Below are 16,381 nucleotides of genomic sequence, written 5' to 3'. Positions count from 1 at the left end.
TCGTGCCGCGCAGGGACCTTCGCGAGAAGGTCTATTCGTCACTGCGCCGGGATCTGATCTCCGGTGCCATCAGTTCCACCGAACGGCTCGGCGAGGAGCGTCTCGCCGAGCTGTACGGTGTCTCGCGCACTCCGGTGCGTGAGGCCTTGGCCAGATTGCAGGCCGATGGTCTCGTCACTCGCGACGACGCCGGGCTGCACGCCTATCGTCCGCGACTGAGCGACCTGCCCGATCTGTACGAGCTCCGCTCCACTCTCGAGGCTCGCGGCATCACGCGCTCGACATCCCAGTCCGTCGACCGGGCGTCGCTGTCGAACCTGTTGGACACCTGGAACGGTTTGCGGGACGACCCTCCCGGCACCACCGACGATCTGGTGTCCCTGGACGAGAACTTCCACGTCACCTTGCTGGCCGCGTCGGGTAATCCGGCTCTGACCGAGGCGCTGTGCACCGTGAACGCCAAGGTACGTCCGGTTCGGATACTCGGCGGACTCGACGCCGCAGCCGTGGTCTCGGCCATCGATCAACACATCGACATCGTCGAACGCGTGCTCGCCGGGACCCTGGACTCGGCACTGGAACTGCTACTCGCCCATATCGATTCATCACGCGATCGAGTGGTCGCGCGGGCGCAGCAGGCGGCGGCGCTGGCTGGCGCGGTCCGGATCTGATGCGTCAGCCGCGACCCGAGAGAATCCGATCGATGTCGTCGAGCACGGTCTGCCCACCCATGGGCCCGACCCCGGTGATCCAGTACGACATGTCCACCGCGTGTGGGTTCGGCAGGATCGAGGCGTTGGCGGTGATCGACGCCGGAATTGCCGCGGGGTCCGACGGGTCGGTGGCGGTGACGACGATCAGATCCGCTGCCGCCTGAGCCGCCAGCTCCGGCGAGATGTCGACAGAGATCTCGTCCGCCCATTCCGGCCGCGGCGGAGTGGTGAAGCCGGCACATTCGAGGGTGCTCCCGGCGAACGACGACGGCCCGTACAGGGTCAGCTCACCGTTGCGCGGCCTGATCAGTTGTGCCGTCTGCCCGGCAGTGTCGAATTCCTCGGAGATCTCCACACACCGGTCGTCGTAGTCGGTGAGCAGTTCCTCGGCGTCGTTCTCCTTGCCGAGAGTGCGCCCGACGAACCTGACGTTCTCGCGCCACGGATCGGACTGGGATGCCATGAACACCGTCGGTGCAATGGCGGCGAGTTGGTCGTAGTACTCGGCGTGTCGAGTCTCCGTGCCCAGGATCAGATCTGGTTGCAGGGCCGCGATGTCCTCGATGGTCGGTTCGGCAACCGTACCGACGGTCGCGATGTTCGCCGCTTCGGTACCGAGGTACGACGGCACGCCGCTCGTCTCGCTGAGCACGGCGGTGCCGACGGGCATTACGCCGAGGGCGACGGTGGTGTCGAGCTCGACCGGCTCGAGGGTGACGATGCGCAGCGGGGTCTCGGGAACCTCGACCGTTCCCCGGACGGTCTCGATCGATCTCGTGGCGCTGCCTGCGCTGTCGGGGGCAGCGTCGGTGGACGAGCACGCCGTCGCAGTCACTCCGAGGGCGGCGATGGTGAGCGCGAGGGCCGTGATGCGGGCCTGGGACTTCGTCAAGGGTCCTCCGAGGAAAAGTTGTGCCGAATGACAAGAAGGGTAGCCTAGCCTTTTACGACCCGGTGACGTCCGGCCGGGCAATCGGTACGGTGTGGCTGTGACCACACCACGCATTCCGTCCGGTACCGCCAGAACCCTCGGGCCCATCAACTGGGTCATCTGCAAGGTGATCGCCAAGGGTGCGGGGGTGCCCAATCCTCACTTGTTCACCACCCTCGGGCGCACCGGTGGGCTGTATCGGGCATGGCTGTTCTACAGCGGCCACCTGATGCCCGGCGGGAAGATCTCACGCAAGGAAACCGAAATGGTGATCCTGCGCGTGGCGCACCTGCGCGATTCCGCCTACGAGATGGACCATCACATCCGGCTGGGCAAGCGGGCGGGCATCGACCGCGATCTGCTCGAGCTGATCAAGACCGGACCGGACGCACCGGGACTCTCGACGCGGTATCGGACCATCCTCGCTGCGGTCGACGAACTCATCGCCACCAAAATTCTCTCCGACGCGACCTGGAACCGACTCGCCACCCAGTTCGACGAACGACGACTCATCGAATTCGTCCTGCTGGTCACTCAATACGACGGCCTGGCAACCACTCTCGGCGTTCTGCGAGTGGAGCGGGACTACGGCGACCGGCCTCCGCGACCATGATCGACTCTGCCGAGACCGCATTGCACCGCGCACTCGAGATGATCGAGCCCGAGGTGCTGCGGGGGCTGGCGCGCACCGACGGCGGGTACGTCGAACTCTTGCCGAACGTGCCCGCACCGAATCCGTCGCCGGCCAGCATCGCGATGAACAACCGCGTGGTGGCGGCGATCTACGAGAAGGTGTGGCGCCCGTTCGGTGTATCGATGATGGGCGTCGCCGGCATGTCCATGTCGGAAGAGCGCGCGAAAGCCGTTGCCGACCTTCGATTGAACGGCCCGCAACGGGTACTCGATGTCGCATGCGGGCCGGGCAACTTCACCAGGTTCCTCTCGGAGGCTCTCACCGGTGACGGGCTCGCCGTCGGGTTCGACATCTCCGAGGCGATGATCGCCCGCGCCGTGCGAGACAACCGTGGCCCCCGCGCAGCGTATGTGCGAGGAGATGCCGCCCGACTGCCCTATGCCGACGGCGCGTTCGACGCCGTGTGCTGCTACGCCGCCCTGTATCTCGTTCCGCAGCCGATGACGGTGCTGGACGAGCTGATTCGCGTCGTGCGCCCGGGTGGACGCATCGCGATCATGACCAGCTGCGAGCCTCGCCCGGCACCGCTGGGTACCGTCGTCGGCTTCGGAACCGGCCTGGCCGGTGTCAGGATGTTCCCGAAGAACCTGTTCGTCGACGTGTTCGAGGCGTCGGGACTGACCGAGGTCCAGCAGGACGTCCGGGGGCTGGCCCAGTTCGTCAGTGCCACGAAACAGTAACGGGCAGAGACGAACCGGACGGCCCCGGTTCAGCCGGCCGGTGGGGTCATGTTCTCGCGGCCTTCTTGCCGGCTGCCGCCCCGAGGCGATTGAGAGGTGCGAGCAAGTCCTGGTACCGCGGACCGAAGACGCGCGGAATCGCGTCGAACACACGGGCATCGGGGCCGATCAGCACCCGGGGCTTGTTTCGCTCGACTCCTGCGAGTATCACCTTGGCTGCTCGCGTCGGGGTGGTCAGCGCGATTTGTTGGAAGCGGCGCGAGGCCTCGTCCGGGGTGCCGAGATCGTCCATTCCGCGGGCGTTGGCCACGATGTTGGTCTTGATGCCGCCCGGGTGAACGCACGTCACTCCGACGGGATGTCGGGCGACCTTCATCTCCTGACGCAACGCCTCGGTGAAGCCTCGAACGGCGAACTTCGCCGAGTTGTACGCGCTCTGGCCGGGAATACCCATCAGGCCGAACACGCTCGAGACGTTGACGAGGTGGCCGTCACCGGAATCGATCAACGCCGGCAGAAAAGCTTTGGTGCCGTTGGCCACCCCCCAGAAGTCGATGTTCATGACCCACTCGAAATCGTCCCAGATCATGTCCACCACATCGGCACCCAGCGCGACGCCCGCATTGTTGGCGACGAAGTTGACCCGACCGAAATCTGCGATGACGGCGTCGGCATGCGAGTACACCGCAGCCCGGTCCGATACGTCCAGCCGGTACGGCACCGTCCTCGCCCCGATCTTCTCGCACAGGACCACGGTCTCGCCCAGTCCTTCTCCGTCGATATCGGACAGCGCGAGCTGTGCTCCACGGTTCGCCAGATTCAGCGCGAGCGCCCGACCGATCCCCGAACCTGCACCGGATACGACGGCTACCTTGTTCTCGAAATTTTTCATGTCCGCACTTCTTCCGCGTTCTGCTTGTCGGTACCGGCTCCGGTCGGGAGCAGGGATTGATTGTCGGCCGGGTCGAACTTCTCCGTGCTGAGCCAGTGACTCCTCATCGCCGATCGTTCGGCGGCACGACTCCGGTCAGCCTCCACAGCGCCGCGGTGACGGTGCCGTCGAGCATGCCGGCCGACTGCAGGAAGGCGACGGTGTTCGCGGAATCCCGTCGTCGGATCTCCGCTCGTCGACGCCGCGACGCGAACGCGCCCCGAACGGGGCCGATGCCGATGGAGCGGTACACCTCGAACGACACACCGAGACGGAGAATCACGTTGGCCAGGACGGCCAGGAGGACGCGGTTGTACGCGCGCGCCACTGCATTCGACTTGCTCTGAGCTGCAACCACTTCCGAGCGGGCGAAGGCAAAACGGTCCGCACTCTCGAGCCGGTGGATCTTCACGGCCTGCCGAACGTGGGGTTCGATGCCGGGATCCGTCACCGCAGCGGCCATCGACCGGGAGAAGGTCTCCTCGACCAGCAGGGTGGATGCGTGCGACGCCGCACCGAGCGGCAGGAAGACCAACAGTTTGACGGCAGTGGTCGTGCCCCGTGGCGGCTTGTAGGGTGCCACGTCCGTGGCGCGCACCAGCCGTCCGAAAGTGATCGTGGTTCGTGAACTGCCCGCGACCTCGTCGAATGCATTGCGAGACGCAGCGCTGTTGAGCCCCTCCTCCGCTGCCCGTCTGAGTTGGTTACCGGTCAGCATCGCCGTCAGGTACGCCACCGTGCTCCATCTGCTCACCGCCTCGTGCAGGGCCAGGGTGCGCTTGTCCTGCTGGGCCAGCCTGGCCCACAGCCGAGTGCCGTGCAACGTCACCGAATCGGGAGGAAGTGCGAAATCCTCACTCTGCCAGGGGGATTCCCAGTCGATATCGACATGGGGATCGTACTGCACCGCCGACGATCTCGGACTCATGCCAGATCGTCCGGCATGGCGCGGGTCATCTTCCACAGTCGACGGGTGACGACACCGTCGCACATTCCGGCGTCGGCGAAGAAGCGGATCATGGGCTCGGAGAAGAACTGCATGTTGGTCTTGTAGGTGGGGCTGGCCATCGCGGTGACGATTCCGCGAATCGGGTTGATACCGACGGATCTGTACACCTTGGGGTTGATCAGGGCCAAGTACGTGAAATTGGCGATCGTCGCGAGGATGACGCGGTGGACGGCACGGTTCACCCGGTTCGTCGCGTTCATCGCGCGCACCATTTCCTCACGCGCGTAAGTGATGTGACGTGATTCTTCGATGACGTGGATTCGCATCATCTGGCGTAGGTGCGGCTGCATCTCGGGATCGTTCTGGGCTTCCCGCTGCGCCCGATCGAGCACCTCTTCGATGAGCAGCACTCCACCGTAGGTTGCCGGTCCCAGCGGCAGAAATTGCCCCAACTTGCCCATGAGCAGGGCGGGTTTGGGCATCAGATACGGAGTCAGCCCGGTCTTCTCGATCAGCTTCCCGAACATGATCGAATGGCGGGATTCCTCGCCGATCTCGGCTATCGAATACAACGAATGATCGGAGAACGTGCCTCTGCCGAAAACTCGCAGCAGGTTCGTACTGAGCATCCCTTCGGCGTAGATCCCGAACGAGAGAATGCTGACGATCTCGTGCCGGCCCAGTTCGCGACGCTGCTCTTCGGTCAGCTTGTCCCACAACCTGGTTCGGTAGAGCGAGATGCGGTGCTCTGGCATCCATCGAAGGCCTTCGACCACCGGAGAATCCCAGTCGATGTCTACTTCGGCGTCGTAGAACTTGTTGGCAGTCGACTTCAGCAGCCGACTCGCGGTCTTGTCCCGTGGTCCCACCGTCCGCGCCCCCGCCGCAGACAAGTCCTCGGTCGCCAACCTGGTCGACGGCCTTGCCGCCGCAGACCCCGAGCCATCCACTCCGTCACCGAACAGTGCACGCTTCACAACCGATCCCCCCTCGCGATCGACGACTCCCCCGAGACCACATCTATCCGAAACTCACGGTAGCCAGTACCGGCGGTAGTAGGTAATGTACGAAGTGTGGTTCAAGTCACCGGACGTGTCAACCCCGAGAATGGGCGGCGCTCGACACCGTGCAAGAAGATCGATGCGCGCACCGAACGCTGGCGTGAGCACCGGCTCGCGGTGCGACGAGAGTTCGTCGCCGCCGCTCTGGTCGCCATCGACGAGCACGGTCCGAACGTCAGCATGGGCGACATCGCGAAGGCTGCGGGCACCGCCAAGCCCAAGCTGTATCGGCATTTCGCCGACCGGTCCGATCTCTACGCCGCAATAGTCGAGCATGTCCAGACAATGCTGTGGGAGACCATCATGAGCACGGTGGACCTGCTCGAGGATTCGGTCACCGAGCTCATCGATCGCAGTGCCGCCGGCTATGCCTCGGTGGTCGCAGACCACCCCAACCTGTTTCGCTTCCTCGTCCACGGCCACTTTCTGGCCCGCACGAGCGGCCGAAAGTCGGAGGCGTCGTCGTCGGACCCGGCGTTGGAGTCCGCGCGTGCCGCATCCGACAGCGTGGCGCGAGCTCTGGCCGACGCCGTCCGAGGACCGGGCGTCGACACCGCGACGGTGGAGATGATCGCGTACTCGACGTTCGGTGCCGTGGCGACTGCGACGGACTGGTGGCTCGGAGGTTCGGACGACCATCGGCCCGCCATGTCCATCGACGCGTTCACCACACATCTGGCCGCCATCGTGCGCGGTCTCGTCGAGTCCTCGTGTGCACTCACCGGCATCGACATCCGATCCGATCGACCCCTGCACGTTGCGTTCGTTCGCGAGGAAGGAAACGACAACCTGTGAGCGATCTTTCCGGAAAGCCCGACTACCGAGGCCCGGCAGTGCTGGCGTTCGACACCCCAGCAGCCGAGTTCGAGGTGCAGATCGATCTACGCGGGCACTCTCAACCCATCGACGGCATCTTTCGTTGGTACGGCCGCGTCCGGCCGCACGAAGAGCTGCGAGAGTTCATGGACGCTGCAGGCAGCAGCCGCAAGGGCCGGCTCAGCACCGACAGCGGCGAGGCGGCGGTACTGGTGAGCGACGTGGACTTCTGGGGCCGATATCGCCTGCAGGGCACAGGAATGCCGCCGTATCCCGTCGAGCCCGAGACCGACCGGGACAGCGACGTCGGTGCCATCGATGCGGGTGCGCCCTCTCCCGAATTCCTGGCTCTGCAACGCGCTCTGGCGCTGATCGAACCTGCCGAGTTGCGCGGCACCGCCGACACGACCGGCGGCTACGTGGAGCTGCTGGGCGGCACGCCCGCACCCTCGCCGACTGCCGCGAGTCGCGCCATGAACAACCCGGTGGTCGCGTCCATCTACGAAAAGCTGTGGCGGCCCGCCGGTGTCGCGATGATGGGGGTCGGCGGCATCTCGATGTCCGCCGAACGCGCCAAGGCCGCGGCGGACCTGCGACTGTCCGGAGACATGAGAGTGCTGGACGTGGCCTCCGGGCCCGGGAATTTCACCAAATACCTCTCGAACCACCTCAGCGGAGAGGGCGTCGCCGTCGGGTTCGACATTTCCGAACAGATGATCCGCCGCGCCGTTCGAGACAACCGCGGGCCTCATGCCGCCTACGTGCGGGGAGACGCACGAACGCTGCCGTTCGCAGACAACACGTTCGACGCCGTATGTTGCTTTGCCGCACTGTATCTGATCCCGCAACCGCTCGACGTGGTCGAGGAACTCGTCCGTGTTCTGCGACCGGGCGGCCGCATCGCGATCATGACCAGCTGCGGCCGCAGCGCCGCCCCGGTCAAGTCGGTGCTCGGTGCCGTATCGGGGCGTCTCGGCGTGCGCATGTTCGAGAAGGACCAGTTCACGTCGATCTTCTCGGCCGGCGGCATGACCGAGATCAAGCAGGAGGTACGCGGCCTCGCGCAGTTCGTCAGCGCTACCAATGCCCGCGCAACGGAGAGAATCTAGGTCTTGGGACCGTAGTCGCTGACGATCCACTGACCGTCCTGGTCGGTGACCGTCACCAGCAGGAGATTCGGAACGTTGCCGGGGTCGGGCTGCTGTACGTTCTGTGTCGTCTGCTGCGCGAACACCGCCACCTTGTACTCTCCACCGGATTCGGAATCGATTGCCGCCGAGAGGACCTCACCGGTCGCCACCACCTGGGACTCGTTCATGATCGCGGTGAGTGCTTCCCGGACACCGTCGTACCTGTCCTGCAGTGACTGCGACGCCCCTTGGTCGACTCCTTCGAAGAAGGCGTCGAGGTTGCGGTAGTCGTACGTCAACGACCGTGCGGTGTACTCGGTGGCCGTGTTCAGCGCCATCTGCCGGTCCTGCTCGTGTGCACGTTCGGCTGCCAGATCGCCTGCCGCAGAATGCCACAGCACACCGAACACCACCGCCAGCACTGCCCCCGGTACGGCCGCACCCACGACGGACCACCGGATTCGGCGTCGCCGCGTCGAGTTCTCGGGCGCGGTCGCTGTCTTGTCCTCGGGCACTGCTTCTGTCTTCTTTTCGGATGCATCTACTTCGACCATGAGGGGGTCACTCCAATCAGTTCGGAATCTGGACGGACAGTTTGGCCGGTCCGCCCGGAGGGAAGACGGCCTGCAACATGTCGACGATGGAACCGGTGTCCACTCGCATCGGCTTGATGGGCGCGGTGTACGGCTTCAGAAGCGTTGCGATGAGGGCAAGGTCGGGTGACAGGGGCGTCAGATACTGATCGATCTTCGGGCCGATCTTGCCGAGTGGATCGTCCCAGACGTCCGCGCCGACGTACGAGTAGTCGTTGAAGCCCTCGAGCAGATTGGCCACACCCGAACCCGTCGCACCGACCCACGGCGCCGCGTCGGTCATGACCGGGCCGTAGCCGTAGGCGTTGCGTCCGCCCTGTTGAGCGTTGTCGTAGAGCCTTCGGATCTCACCGCTCTTGTCACGCAGCGTCGCCGACAGATATCGGAAGGCCTCCACCAGGCGATCGACATCGCCTTCGCGACCGTCGACAGCTGCCGACGCGGTCTCGGTCAGCCCCCTCACTGCGTTCGTATCGAGCTGCGCGGCAAGGGAATCACCCAGGCTCAGGGCCTCGCTGACGGTGATCGACGCGCGGACCTGCTCGTTGCCGATCTCGTCCCCGTCCGTCAGGTCGGGACCTCCGGTTCCTCGCGGGCGCAGATCCAGGTACTGCTCCCCGGCAGCGGACAGATTCGCAACGACCACCTCCGAGTCCGCGGGAATTCGATGATCGGCGTCGAGGGCGAGAGTGACGTCGAGCCCGCCCGGAACCACCGCGATGCTCTCGACCCGACCGACGTGGATTCCGCGCGAGGTCACCTGCGAGGTGTCCATCAAACCGCTCGACGTATCCATGTGCACCACAACGCGGTTGGTACTCCGCGTGGGGTTCATGTCCAGGACGCCGACCGTCAGGTAGACGACACCGACAACCGTCATGGCCATCAATGCGAGGAGTGAAACGACTGTGCCCGGCCTCATCGCACGATTCCTATCCCGCGCAGGATCCCGATCATGTCGTCCGCCAGTGCACCGGCTCCGCCATCGGTCGAGACCGAGCGCACTGCGATGTTCGGTGTCGACTCGAAGTAGGGAATCAACCGCTCCCGCAACAGGGTGTTCGCCTTCTCCATGTTCATCGGTACCGAGGAGTCGGAATTGGCGATCGCGATCAGTGCCGGTGAGATCGTCTCGACCGCGCCCTCCAGTTCCGGGTACGGACCGGCGAGAACGTCACCGATGTTCTGCGACATGTACCCCAGCGTGAAGATCATGTGCACGACGCTGAAGAGCACATCGGCCAGTCCGTCCGATCGTCTCGGACCGAGTTCGAGGACGCGTTCGACGCCGTCTCGCTGTGTCACGACGGTGTTCGACACCTTCTCCGCCGCTCCGAGGATTCGATCGATCTCGGGGGTGTTGTCGCCGAGGTCGGTCAGTGCGATCCGCGCCGCGTTGTTGACCTTGTCGATCTCCGCCGGATCGGGAGAAATGGCGGCGTTGACGTTGTTCACCGCCTCCTGCAGCTGAACGTAGTGACCACCGGTCACCAGATTCGACACTCCTCGCAGCACGTCCTCGACGTTGTCGGCCGGAACCGTACGTTCGACCGGAATGACATCGCCGTCTCGAAGGTACGGCCCGGCGTCGCCCCCTCCGGCGCGAGTCGAATCCTCCGGCGGTTGCAGCGAGATGTAGATCTCGCCCAGAATCGACGACTGCCGAAGCTCGGCGACGGTGTCGGACGGCAGCTGCACATCGGCGGACAGGTCCACCGTTGCCACGGCGGTCGACCCCACCAACTCGACGGTGTCGAGGACACCCGCGTCGACGCCTTCGACGATCACCTTCGCTTTTTCCGGAAGATTGAGCACGCTCGCGAATTCGATTCGCAAGGAGTACTTGTCGCCTGCCACGTAGCTGCCGGGAATCGGCAGGTCGGCCGGGTCGACGCTGCACCCGGACAGCAGGGCGACACAGCACAGCCCGGTGATCGCGCGCCTCATCGCCATCCCGCCGAACCCAGTATCAGCTGCACCAAACCGACATCTATGACATCGCCTCGTTGCTGGTCCGCCGAACACGTCGGTCTGTACTTGTTGAGCAGAGCGCAGACCTCGTTGGGAGAATTGGTGTCGATCTCGAACTGCGGCGGGTGGTAGATCACCCGACCGCTCCTGGAATCGTTGTCGTACATCGTCATCAAGTTCTCGCCTACGGTCGGCACCTGCGCCAGGATGTCCTTGATATCGCCCACCCGCCCGAGTAGTACGTCGACCACCGGCACCGCTTGGTCGAGAAATGCGTAGACCTTCTCGTCGTACTTCGCGACGTTGCGCGCCAGCGGCGGAATGAATTCGGTGGTCAGAGCGACCGTGGTGCCGAAGGACTGGGTGAACTCCGACAGCGTGATCATCCCCCGCTTCAGATTGTCGAGCAGCTTCGCCACCTCGGGCCAGCTCACCACGAACGTGTCGATCAGGCCGTCGAGGTTGTCGATCAGACGCCGCACGGTGGTGTCCTTGTCGGCAGGATCGCCGACCAGCTGCGCCAGTTGCCGAAGACTGTCGTTGAGCTGGGTGCCGGAGCCGCGGAGCGAATCGTCGACCGAACGCAAGGTGTCGCCGAGGATCTCGTCGTGGTTGCCCTCGGCGTCGGCCGGACCGAGCAGATCCGACGCCAGACCCGACACGGCGTTGAGTGTGTCGCTGATTCCCAGTGGAGTTCTGGTGCGATCCAACGGAATACAACTCGACCGGTCGAACTCGGGACCGTCGATGTAGGGCTGTGTGAATTCCACGTGCCGGTCGGTGACGATCGAATTCGACAGTGTCACGGCCCCCACCTCGGCGGGCAGCCTGAGGCTGTCGTCGATATCCATGGTGACCACCACCGCGGCGTCGCTGTTCTCGATGCGTGTCACCGTTCCGACGACCACACCGAGCATCATGACCGAATTACCCTCGTACAACCCCACCGTGTCGGTGAACTCGGCACACAGCGAGGAGTTGCCCGCACCGGGGTCGATGACCGATGTGGCGGACGCAACCGAACCGACGAGCGTGACTACGACTGCTGCCGCCACGGCGATGCGTACCGATCTGCGTCTCATCAGCACACCCTCCCCGGCAACGGAATGCACACGCCGACACCGACGACCGTGTCCTGCGACTGGTCGATCACGGGACCCTGCCCGCCGCCGATCAGAGCGGCGAGACCGTCCGAGCTTTCCTTCATGGTCGTGATCGCCCCGTCCACGTCACCCAACTGTGCGAAGAGCTTCTGCGTGATCTCCTCGAGTTGGACGATCGACGGCTCCAGCCCCTTCTCGAATGCGACCACGGGACGGTGGAAGAGCTCGAACATTCTCCCGAGCAGGTCGAAAGCACTGACGACCTCGACGCGCTTGTCGCCGAATCCTTTGGTCAGGGTGCCGAGCTCGCGTACGAGTTCGGTGAGCATGACCCGATCGGCGGCCAATGCACCGACGTACTCGTCCGATACGACGAGTCCGCGCTCGAGTTGATCGGACCGCGTCGCGAGCGTGTCGGTGAGCGCAGACAGGTTGTCCACGATCGCGCGAGTGGACTGCGGCTGTTCGCTGACGGCCTTGTCCAACTCGGCCACGGTCTCCCGCAGCGTCGAACCGTCGATGTCGCGAACCAGCGGTGTTGCCGACTCGATCGCGTCGGACAGTTCGTAGGGCAGCTCCACCCGCTCCGGCGGAATCGGTGCCGAGCCGAGCTCGCCGTCACCGTGCGAGGTGAGCATCACGTAGTGACCGCCGATCGGTGTCAACAACTTCACCGTGACGGTCGACGCATCGCCGACGAAAACATCGGAGCGAACGCTGAATTCGACGTCGACATGCGCACCGGCCAGCTCGACCGAGCGCACCGACCCGACCGCGATACCGGCGATCCTCACTTCGTCGCCCGGCTTCACCCCGGCTGCCGAGCCGAACTCCGCGGTGTAGGTCCGCTCGCCGAACGGAATCGTGTACAACGCCGCCGCGATCAGGAGCAGGACCAGAGAGGCCGCGACACCGACCGCGCCCCAGAAGAAGTGGGCTTTGTTCTCCGATTGCTCGTCACGAACGCCCTTGCGCAGTACGCGGCTCATCGGCACACCACCAAATTCTGTCCGCCGAGCACGATCTGCCCGATCCCAGGGATGTCCTGCTGTCCGCGACTGCAAGAGTACGTCTGTGCGCCCGGCTCCGGAATGCTCGCATTGAGTCCGGTCAGCAATCCCGGCGCGAGTGCCAACATCTCGGTCACCTGTTCGGTCTGCGGAAGCATTCGACGCAGTGCCCCGTCGACCGGCGCGTAGCTGTTGTCGTACGCCCGCTCGAGACCCTCCATCAGTCCCACGAACGGTCGCAGCCCGTAATTGGCCTGATCCAGCGACGCGAGCACGCCGTCCATCTGGGTGCTGAGCTTGGAGACCAGACCGTGCAGTTGCTCGAGAAGGTCTGCGACCGAGGCGGATTGGCCGCCGATCGAGTCCGAGATCTGGCCGAGGTTCTCGATCAGCAGCCCGATGATCGATTCACGCTGTACTGCGAATTGGGTGATGCGATCCACGTCGCGCAGGACCGGACCGAGTCCGGACCCATCACCCTGAACCATCCGGAGAATGTTCTCGGTGAACTGATTGAGCTGTGCGGTGTCGAGGGTGTCGAAGATCGGCTCGAAACCGTTGAACAGCTTCGAGATGTCGAAGGACGGAATCGTTCGATCCTTGGAGATGGTTGCCCCGACCGCCAACGGGGCTCCGGTCGCCGAATCCTTCTGCACGAGTTCGACGTACCGCTGCCCCAGAAGATTTTGATACCGAACCGCAGCCTGGGTGTTGGCGAAAATCGGCCGTCGGTCTTCGATCTCGAACTCGACCCGCGCGAGGGCACCGTCGAGTTCGACCGACGACACCTTGCCGATCTGCACCCCGGACATGCGCACGTCGTCGCCCACGTACAAGCCCGACACGTCGTCGAACTCCGCGCCGTAGGACGACAGCGGTCCGCCGACCGGGGTGCGAAGAGCAGCGACGATGATCACCGCACACACCGCGGTCACCGTGAAGAAGACGAGCAGTTTGACCGCGGGGCCCGCTACCTTCTTCATCCGTTCGCCTCCTCTAGTGCGGCAACGGCTCCGGCCAGATTGGGCATGGTTTCGACTATCAGGTCGAGTTGCAGCTGAGGCTTCCCGTCGACGACGGGAAATGCGTCGGAGATACCGTCGAGCACCTGCGGCACTCGGTCGTAGCTGGGTGCCAATGTGCCGATCGACGCGGTGATGGGCACCAGCAGGTCCAGCACGGTGGACAGCAGCTTGGACAGGTTCGGATTGTTCGCCTTCAGCAAGTCGCCCACCGGAATCATCAGCTGATCGCTCAGACCGTCGTTGGCGGCGATGGTTCGCGCTCGGTCGGCGGGTGCCTCGACGTACACGCTCTTGTCCACCACTCCCACCACCAGATCGAGCAAGGGCGGAACCAGGTTGCCGATTCCTTCGCCCAGTTCGGCACCGCGATGCAGCTTCCAGGCCAGCGGGTCGATCTGGTTGTTCGCCATCATCTGAGCAGTCTCGAAGTACGGCTTCAGGTTTCGACTCACCTCGACGGAAGTGTTCGCGATGAGGTCCAAGAGGTGGTCCACCTGCTCGGTGTCGAGAACCTCGGTGAGGTCGGCGACTCGCCGGAAGACTCCGGTCACCGTTGCGCCTCGCAGGTCTTTCGACACTTCGAGGGTCGAGTTGTCGGCCAGGGGTGCACCCGTGCCGTCGGAGACCAATTCTATTGCAGTGGAACCGAATACGTTCGACGACGAGAATTGGGCCTGCATGGTGTCGGTGAGCTCGCCCGCCTGGCTCGGATCGATCTCCAGTTGCAGCCGCTGCCGTCCGAAGCCGACGGTCTCGATGTTGTCGACCGTGCCGATGGACAGACCACGGAACTTCACCTCCGAACCGGGCGTCAGACCGTCCCCGACCGATGCTGCGTCGAGTGTCAGCTCGAAGGGCGAATCGAAGGCCCCGCGTGCGTAGGCGGTGAGGCCGCCGGCGAACACTGCCACGGCAACGGCCACCGCCAGCCCGCGCAGGCGTAGCGTGGCCGGCCCGGCCGATCGTCCCGTCAGATCGTCGAAAACTGCCATCTCTACCCCGAAATCCTTATGCCCGAGTCGAATCCCCACAGGACGAGCGTCATGATCATGTCCAGTACCACCACGGCAACGAGGCTGGCCCTGATGGCGCGGCCCGAGGCGCGCCCGACTCCCTCCGGGCCGCCCGAGGCGTAGTACCCCTGATAGCCGTGGATCAGGATGATCGTCACGACGAACACCGCGGCTTTCAGGAGTGAGAACAGTACGTCGACCGGCTGCAGGAATGCACTGAAGTAGTGGTCGTAGGTGCCCGAGGACTGTCCACCGACAACGCGAACCACCACGGCACACGACAGGTAGCTCAGAATGAGGGTCAGCAGGTAGAGCGGCACGATCGTGACGATTCCCGCGATCACCCTGGTGGTCACGACGAAGGGCATCGACTGAATCCCTTGAGCTTCGAGGGCGTCGATCTCCTCCGAGATGCGCATCGCCCCGATCTCGGCCGTCATCCGGCAGCCCGCCTGCGTCGCGAATCCGATGGCCGCGATCATCGGGGCCAGCTCGCGGGTGCTCGCGTAGGCGGAGATGAATCCGGTCAACGGCTCCATTCCCACCATGCCGAGGGAGTTGAATCCTTCGATCCCGACGGACGCACCCACCGCGACCCCCAGCACGACCAGGACCGACACGGTTCCGCCACCGACGATCAATTTGCCACTGCCCCAGGTGATGTCGCTGAGGATCAGCAGCATCTGACGCCGATAGGAGCGGACGGTATGGGGTATCGCGGCGAGAACCTTGACGCAGAACGTCAGTTGATGGCCCAGCATTTCGAGTACGTCGAACGGCCTGCGCCCGAGGTATCTCACCCCACGTGTGAGGTGAGCGGTGCCGTGCACGGTGTAGCGCGAAGGGGTTGCCATCTCAGCCCAACTTCTGTGGCATGAACATCGCAACCAACTGCGTGATCACGACGTTGACGGTGAATGCGGACACCACACCGAGCACGACGGACGCGTTGACCGCGTTGGCTACCCCGCGCGGTCCGTGGGCGGCGGACAACCCTCGCTGGCAGGCCACGATGATGACGATGACCCCGAATATCTCGGTCTTCACCAGGGCGACGACCAGATCCGTCACCGAGGCGAAGGACGCGAACGAGCTGATGTAGCTACCGGGCGTCCCACTCTGAAAACCGACGTTGATCGCATAGCCCGCGGCCAGTCCCATGAAGATGATGAGGATGCACAGGAACGGTGCCACCAGGAGGATGGCGGCCAGCCGTGGTGTGACCAGCCGGCGAACCGGGTCGATTCCCATGGTCGACATCGCGTCGATCTCGTCCCGGATGGTGCGCGCACCCAGATCGGCTGCCACTGCTGCGCCGGCTGCACCGCCCAACAGCAGTGCCGCGACGATCGGTGCGCCCTGGCGGATGACCCCGAGGCCACCCGCGGCTCCGGCGATGGACGTCGCACCGATCTGATCGGTGAGACTGCCGACCTGAACGGACACGATGACGCCGAACGGAATGGATACCAGTATTGCCGGCACCACCGTGACGGTGACGACGAACCAGGCCTGATCGATGGTGTCGCGCCACGGATGTCGCAGTGTGAGGATGTCGCGGACGAGGTGGACGAAGGCCAGTACGCCCAGCTCCAGAGTTCGGCCGAACGTCCGGAATCCACCGGCAACTCCGTCGCTGACGCGTGCGAGCGTCGATGTCGGCGACGACAATTCCCCACCCCCCGGCTTCCTGTTCGGCGCGACTCCCCCGCGCAGGAACGGAAATTACCAGCCGACCGTCGACCAAGTGACGTTTTCTTC

At 64.4% G+C, this 16,381-nt stretch carries 18 protein-coding genes; 5 read left to right on the top strand and 13 right to left on the bottom strand.

What is annotated here, in order from left to right:
- Nucleotides 1-2: 2 nt before the first annotated feature.
- Nucleotides 3-671, top strand: a complete 669-nt coding sequence (locus QM615_RS19485; RefSeq protein ID WP_149406614.1) for a GntR family transcriptional regulator — start codon at nt 3-5, stop codon at nt 669-671.
- Nucleotides 672-675: 4 nt separating this feature from the next.
- On the opposite strand, the gene QM615_RS19480 is transcribed toward QM615_RS19485, so the two are convergent.
- Nucleotides 676-1,605 (bottom strand): ABC transporter substrate-binding protein, encoded by a 930-nt coding sequence (locus QM615_RS19480; protein ID WP_149406613.1) that lies wholly within the window; start codon nt 1,603-1,605, stop codon nt 676-678.
- Nucleotides 1,606-1,696: 91 nt separating this feature from the next.
- On the opposite strand from QM615_RS19480, the gene QM615_RS19475 reads away from it, so the two are divergent.
- A complete protein-coding gene (locus tag QM615_RS19475; RefSeq protein WP_149406612.1) occupies nt 1,697-2,257 on the top strand; it encodes a carboxymuconolactone decarboxylase family protein in 561 nt (186 codons plus the stop codon).
- Complete coding sequence (locus tag QM615_RS19470) at nt 2,254-3,018, top strand: class I SAM-dependent methyltransferase (protein WP_262498443.1); 765 nt, start codon at nt 2,254-2,256, stop codon at nt 3,016-3,018. The genes QM615_RS19475 and QM615_RS19470 overlap by 4 nt, the downstream gene beginning before the upstream one ends.
- 46 nt (nt 3,019-3,064) lie before the next feature.
- On the opposite strand, the gene QM615_RS19465 is transcribed toward QM615_RS19470, so the two are convergent.
- The 3 genes from QM615_RS19465 to QM615_RS19455 all read right to left on the bottom strand — a co-directional run bounded on the left by QM615_RS19465 (nt 3,065) and on the right by QM615_RS19455 (nt 5,806).
- Nucleotides 3,065-3,910 (bottom strand): SDR family NAD(P)-dependent oxidoreductase, encoded by an 846-nt coding sequence (locus tag QM615_RS19465; RefSeq protein ID WP_149406611.1) that lies wholly within the window; start codon nt 3,908-3,910, stop codon nt 3,065-3,067.
- Nucleotides 3,911-4,013: 103 nt separating this feature from the next.
- Nucleotides 4,014-4,877 carry a diiron oxygenase gene (locus QM615_RS19460; RefSeq protein ID WP_149406610.1) on the bottom strand — a complete coding sequence of 288 codons (864 nt, stop codon included), beginning with the start codon at nt 4,875-4,877 and terminating at the stop codon, nt 4,014-4,016.
- Complete coding sequence (locus QM615_RS19455) at nt 4,874-5,806, bottom strand: AurF N-oxygenase family protein (protein ID WP_149406727.1); 933 nt, start codon at nt 5,804-5,806, stop codon at nt 4,874-4,876. Before QM615_RS19455 ends, QM615_RS19460 begins: the two co-directional genes overlap by 4 nt.
- Nucleotides 5,807-5,971: 165 nt before the next feature.
- Between QM615_RS19455 and QM615_RS19450 the strand changes: the two genes are divergently transcribed.
- Both QM615_RS19450 and QM615_RS19445 read left to right on the top strand, forming a co-directional pair.
- Nucleotides 5,972-6,754 (top strand): TetR/AcrR family transcriptional regulator, encoded by a 783-nt coding sequence (locus tag QM615_RS19450; protein WP_262498441.1) that lies wholly within the window; start codon nt 5,972-5,974, stop codon nt 6,752-6,754.
- Nucleotides 6,751-7,884: a DUF4873 domain-containing protein gene (locus tag QM615_RS19445; protein WP_283347792.1), complete on the top strand. Its 1,134-nt coding sequence runs from the start codon at nt 6,751-6,753 to the stop codon at nt 7,882-7,884. The genes QM615_RS19450 and QM615_RS19445 overlap by 4 nt, the downstream gene beginning before the upstream one ends.
- Here the strand turns inward: QM615_RS19445 and QM615_RS19440 are convergent.
- The 9 genes from QM615_RS19440 to QM615_RS19400 all read right to left on the bottom strand — a co-directional run bounded on the left by QM615_RS19440 (nt 7,881) and on the right by QM615_RS19400 (nt 16,291).
- The gene (locus tag QM615_RS19440) at nt 7,881-8,459 is read right to left on the bottom strand and encodes a hypothetical protein (RefSeq protein WP_269595105.1); all 579 of its coding nucleotides are present in this window, start codon (nt 8,457-8,459) and stop codon (nt 7,881-7,883) included. The two genes, QM615_RS19445 and QM615_RS19440, sit on opposite strands and share 4 nt — an antisense overlap.
- A gap of 16 nt (nt 8,460-8,475) precedes the next feature.
- Nucleotides 8,476-9,420 (bottom strand): MlaD family protein, encoded by a 945-nt coding sequence (locus QM615_RS19435; RefSeq protein ID WP_269595104.1) that lies wholly within the window; start codon nt 9,418-9,420, stop codon nt 8,476-8,478.
- A complete protein-coding gene (locus QM615_RS19430; protein ID WP_283347791.1) occupies nt 9,417-10,451 on the bottom strand; it encodes an MlaD family protein in 1,035 nt (344 codons plus the stop codon). Before QM615_RS19430 ends, QM615_RS19435 begins: the two co-directional genes overlap by 4 nt.
- Nucleotides 10,442-11,551: an MCE family protein gene (locus tag QM615_RS19425; protein WP_269595101.1), complete on the bottom strand. Its 1,110-nt coding sequence runs from the start codon at nt 11,549-11,551 to the stop codon at nt 10,442-10,444. Before QM615_RS19425 ends, QM615_RS19430 begins: the two co-directional genes overlap by 10 nt.
- Nucleotides 11,551-12,561, bottom strand: coding sequence for an MlaD family protein (locus tag QM615_RS19420; protein ID WP_269595100.1), 1,011 nt, complete (start codon nt 12,559-12,561; stop codon nt 11,551-11,553). Before QM615_RS19420 ends, QM615_RS19425 begins: the two co-directional genes overlap by 1 nt.
- Complete coding sequence (locus QM615_RS19415) at nt 12,558-13,565, bottom strand: MlaD family protein (protein WP_269595099.1); 1,008 nt, start codon at nt 13,563-13,565, stop codon at nt 12,558-12,560. The genes QM615_RS19420 and QM615_RS19415 overlap by 4 nt, the downstream gene beginning before the upstream one ends.
- Entirely contained in the window at nt 13,562-14,599 is a 1,038-nt protein-coding gene (locus QM615_RS19410; RefSeq protein WP_283347790.1) for an MlaD family protein, read from the bottom strand. The genes QM615_RS19415 and QM615_RS19410 overlap by 4 nt, the downstream gene beginning before the upstream one ends.
- A gap of 2 nt (nt 14,600-14,601) precedes the next feature.
- Nucleotides 14,602-15,381, bottom strand: a complete 780-nt coding sequence (locus QM615_RS19405; RefSeq protein WP_231893723.1) for an ABC transporter permease — start codon at nt 15,379-15,381, stop codon at nt 14,602-14,604.
- 94 nt (nt 15,382-15,475) lie between these two features.
- Nucleotides 15,476-16,291, bottom strand: a complete 816-nt coding sequence (locus QM615_RS19400) for an MlaE family ABC transporter permease (RefSeq protein ID WP_283347789.1) — start codon at nt 16,289-16,291, stop codon at nt 15,476-15,478.
- Between the last annotated feature and the right edge of the window lie 90 nt (nt 16,292-16,381).

The sequence above is a fragment of the Rhodococcus sp. IEGM 1341 genome, from assembly GCF_030056895.1.
Taxonomy (GTDB): Bacteria; Actinomycetota; Actinomycetes; order Mycobacteriales; family Mycobacteriaceae; genus Rhodococcoides.
Note: the sequence above shows the minus strand (reverse complement) of the source record. Positions and strands in the feature narration are given on the sequence as shown.

Bases quoted from the DNA above. Each gene is read 5' to 3' on its own strand.
- QM615_RS19465 (WP_149406611.1), bottom strand. From the start codon at position 3,910: ATGAAAAATTTCGAGAACAAGGTAGCCGTCGTATCCGGTGCAGGTTCG.
- QM615_RS19470 (WP_262498443.1), top strand. From the start codon at position 2,254: ATGATCGACTCTGCCGAGACCGCATTGCACCGCGCACTCGAGATGATC.
- QM615_RS19425 (WP_269595101.1), bottom strand. From the start codon at position 11,551: ATGAGACGCAGATCGGTACGCATCGCCGTGGCGGCAGCAGTCGTAGTC.
- QM615_RS19435 (WP_269595104.1), bottom strand. From the start codon at position 9,420: ATGAGGCCGGGCACAGTCGTTTCACTCCTCGCATTGATGGCCATGACG.
- QM615_RS19420 (WP_269595100.1), bottom strand. From the start codon at position 12,561: ATGAGCCGCGTACTGCGCAAGGGCGTTCGTGACGAGCAATCGGAGAAC.
- QM615_RS19410 (WP_283347790.1), bottom strand. From the start codon at position 14,599: ATGGCAGTTTTCGACGATCTGACGGGACGATCGGCCGGGCCGGCCACG.
- QM615_RS19430 (WP_283347791.1), bottom strand. From the start codon at position 10,451: ATGGCGATGAGGCGCGCGATCACCGGGCTGTGCTGTGTCGCCCTGCTG.
- QM615_RS19405 (WP_231893723.1), bottom strand. From the start codon at position 15,381: ATGCTGGGCCATCAACTGACGTTCTGCGTCAAGGTTCTCGCCGCGATA.
- QM615_RS19460 (WP_149406610.1), bottom strand. From the start codon at position 4,877: ATGAGTCCGAGATCGTCGGCGGTGCAGTACGATCCCCATGTCGATATC.
- QM615_RS19415 (WP_269595099.1), bottom strand. From the start codon at position 13,565: ATGAAGAAGGTAGCGGGCCCCGCGGTCAAACTGCTCGTCTTCTTCACG.
- QM615_RS19440 (WP_269595105.1), bottom strand. From the start codon at position 8,459: ATGGTCGAAGTAGATGCATCCGAAAAGAAGACAGAAGCAGTGCCCGAG.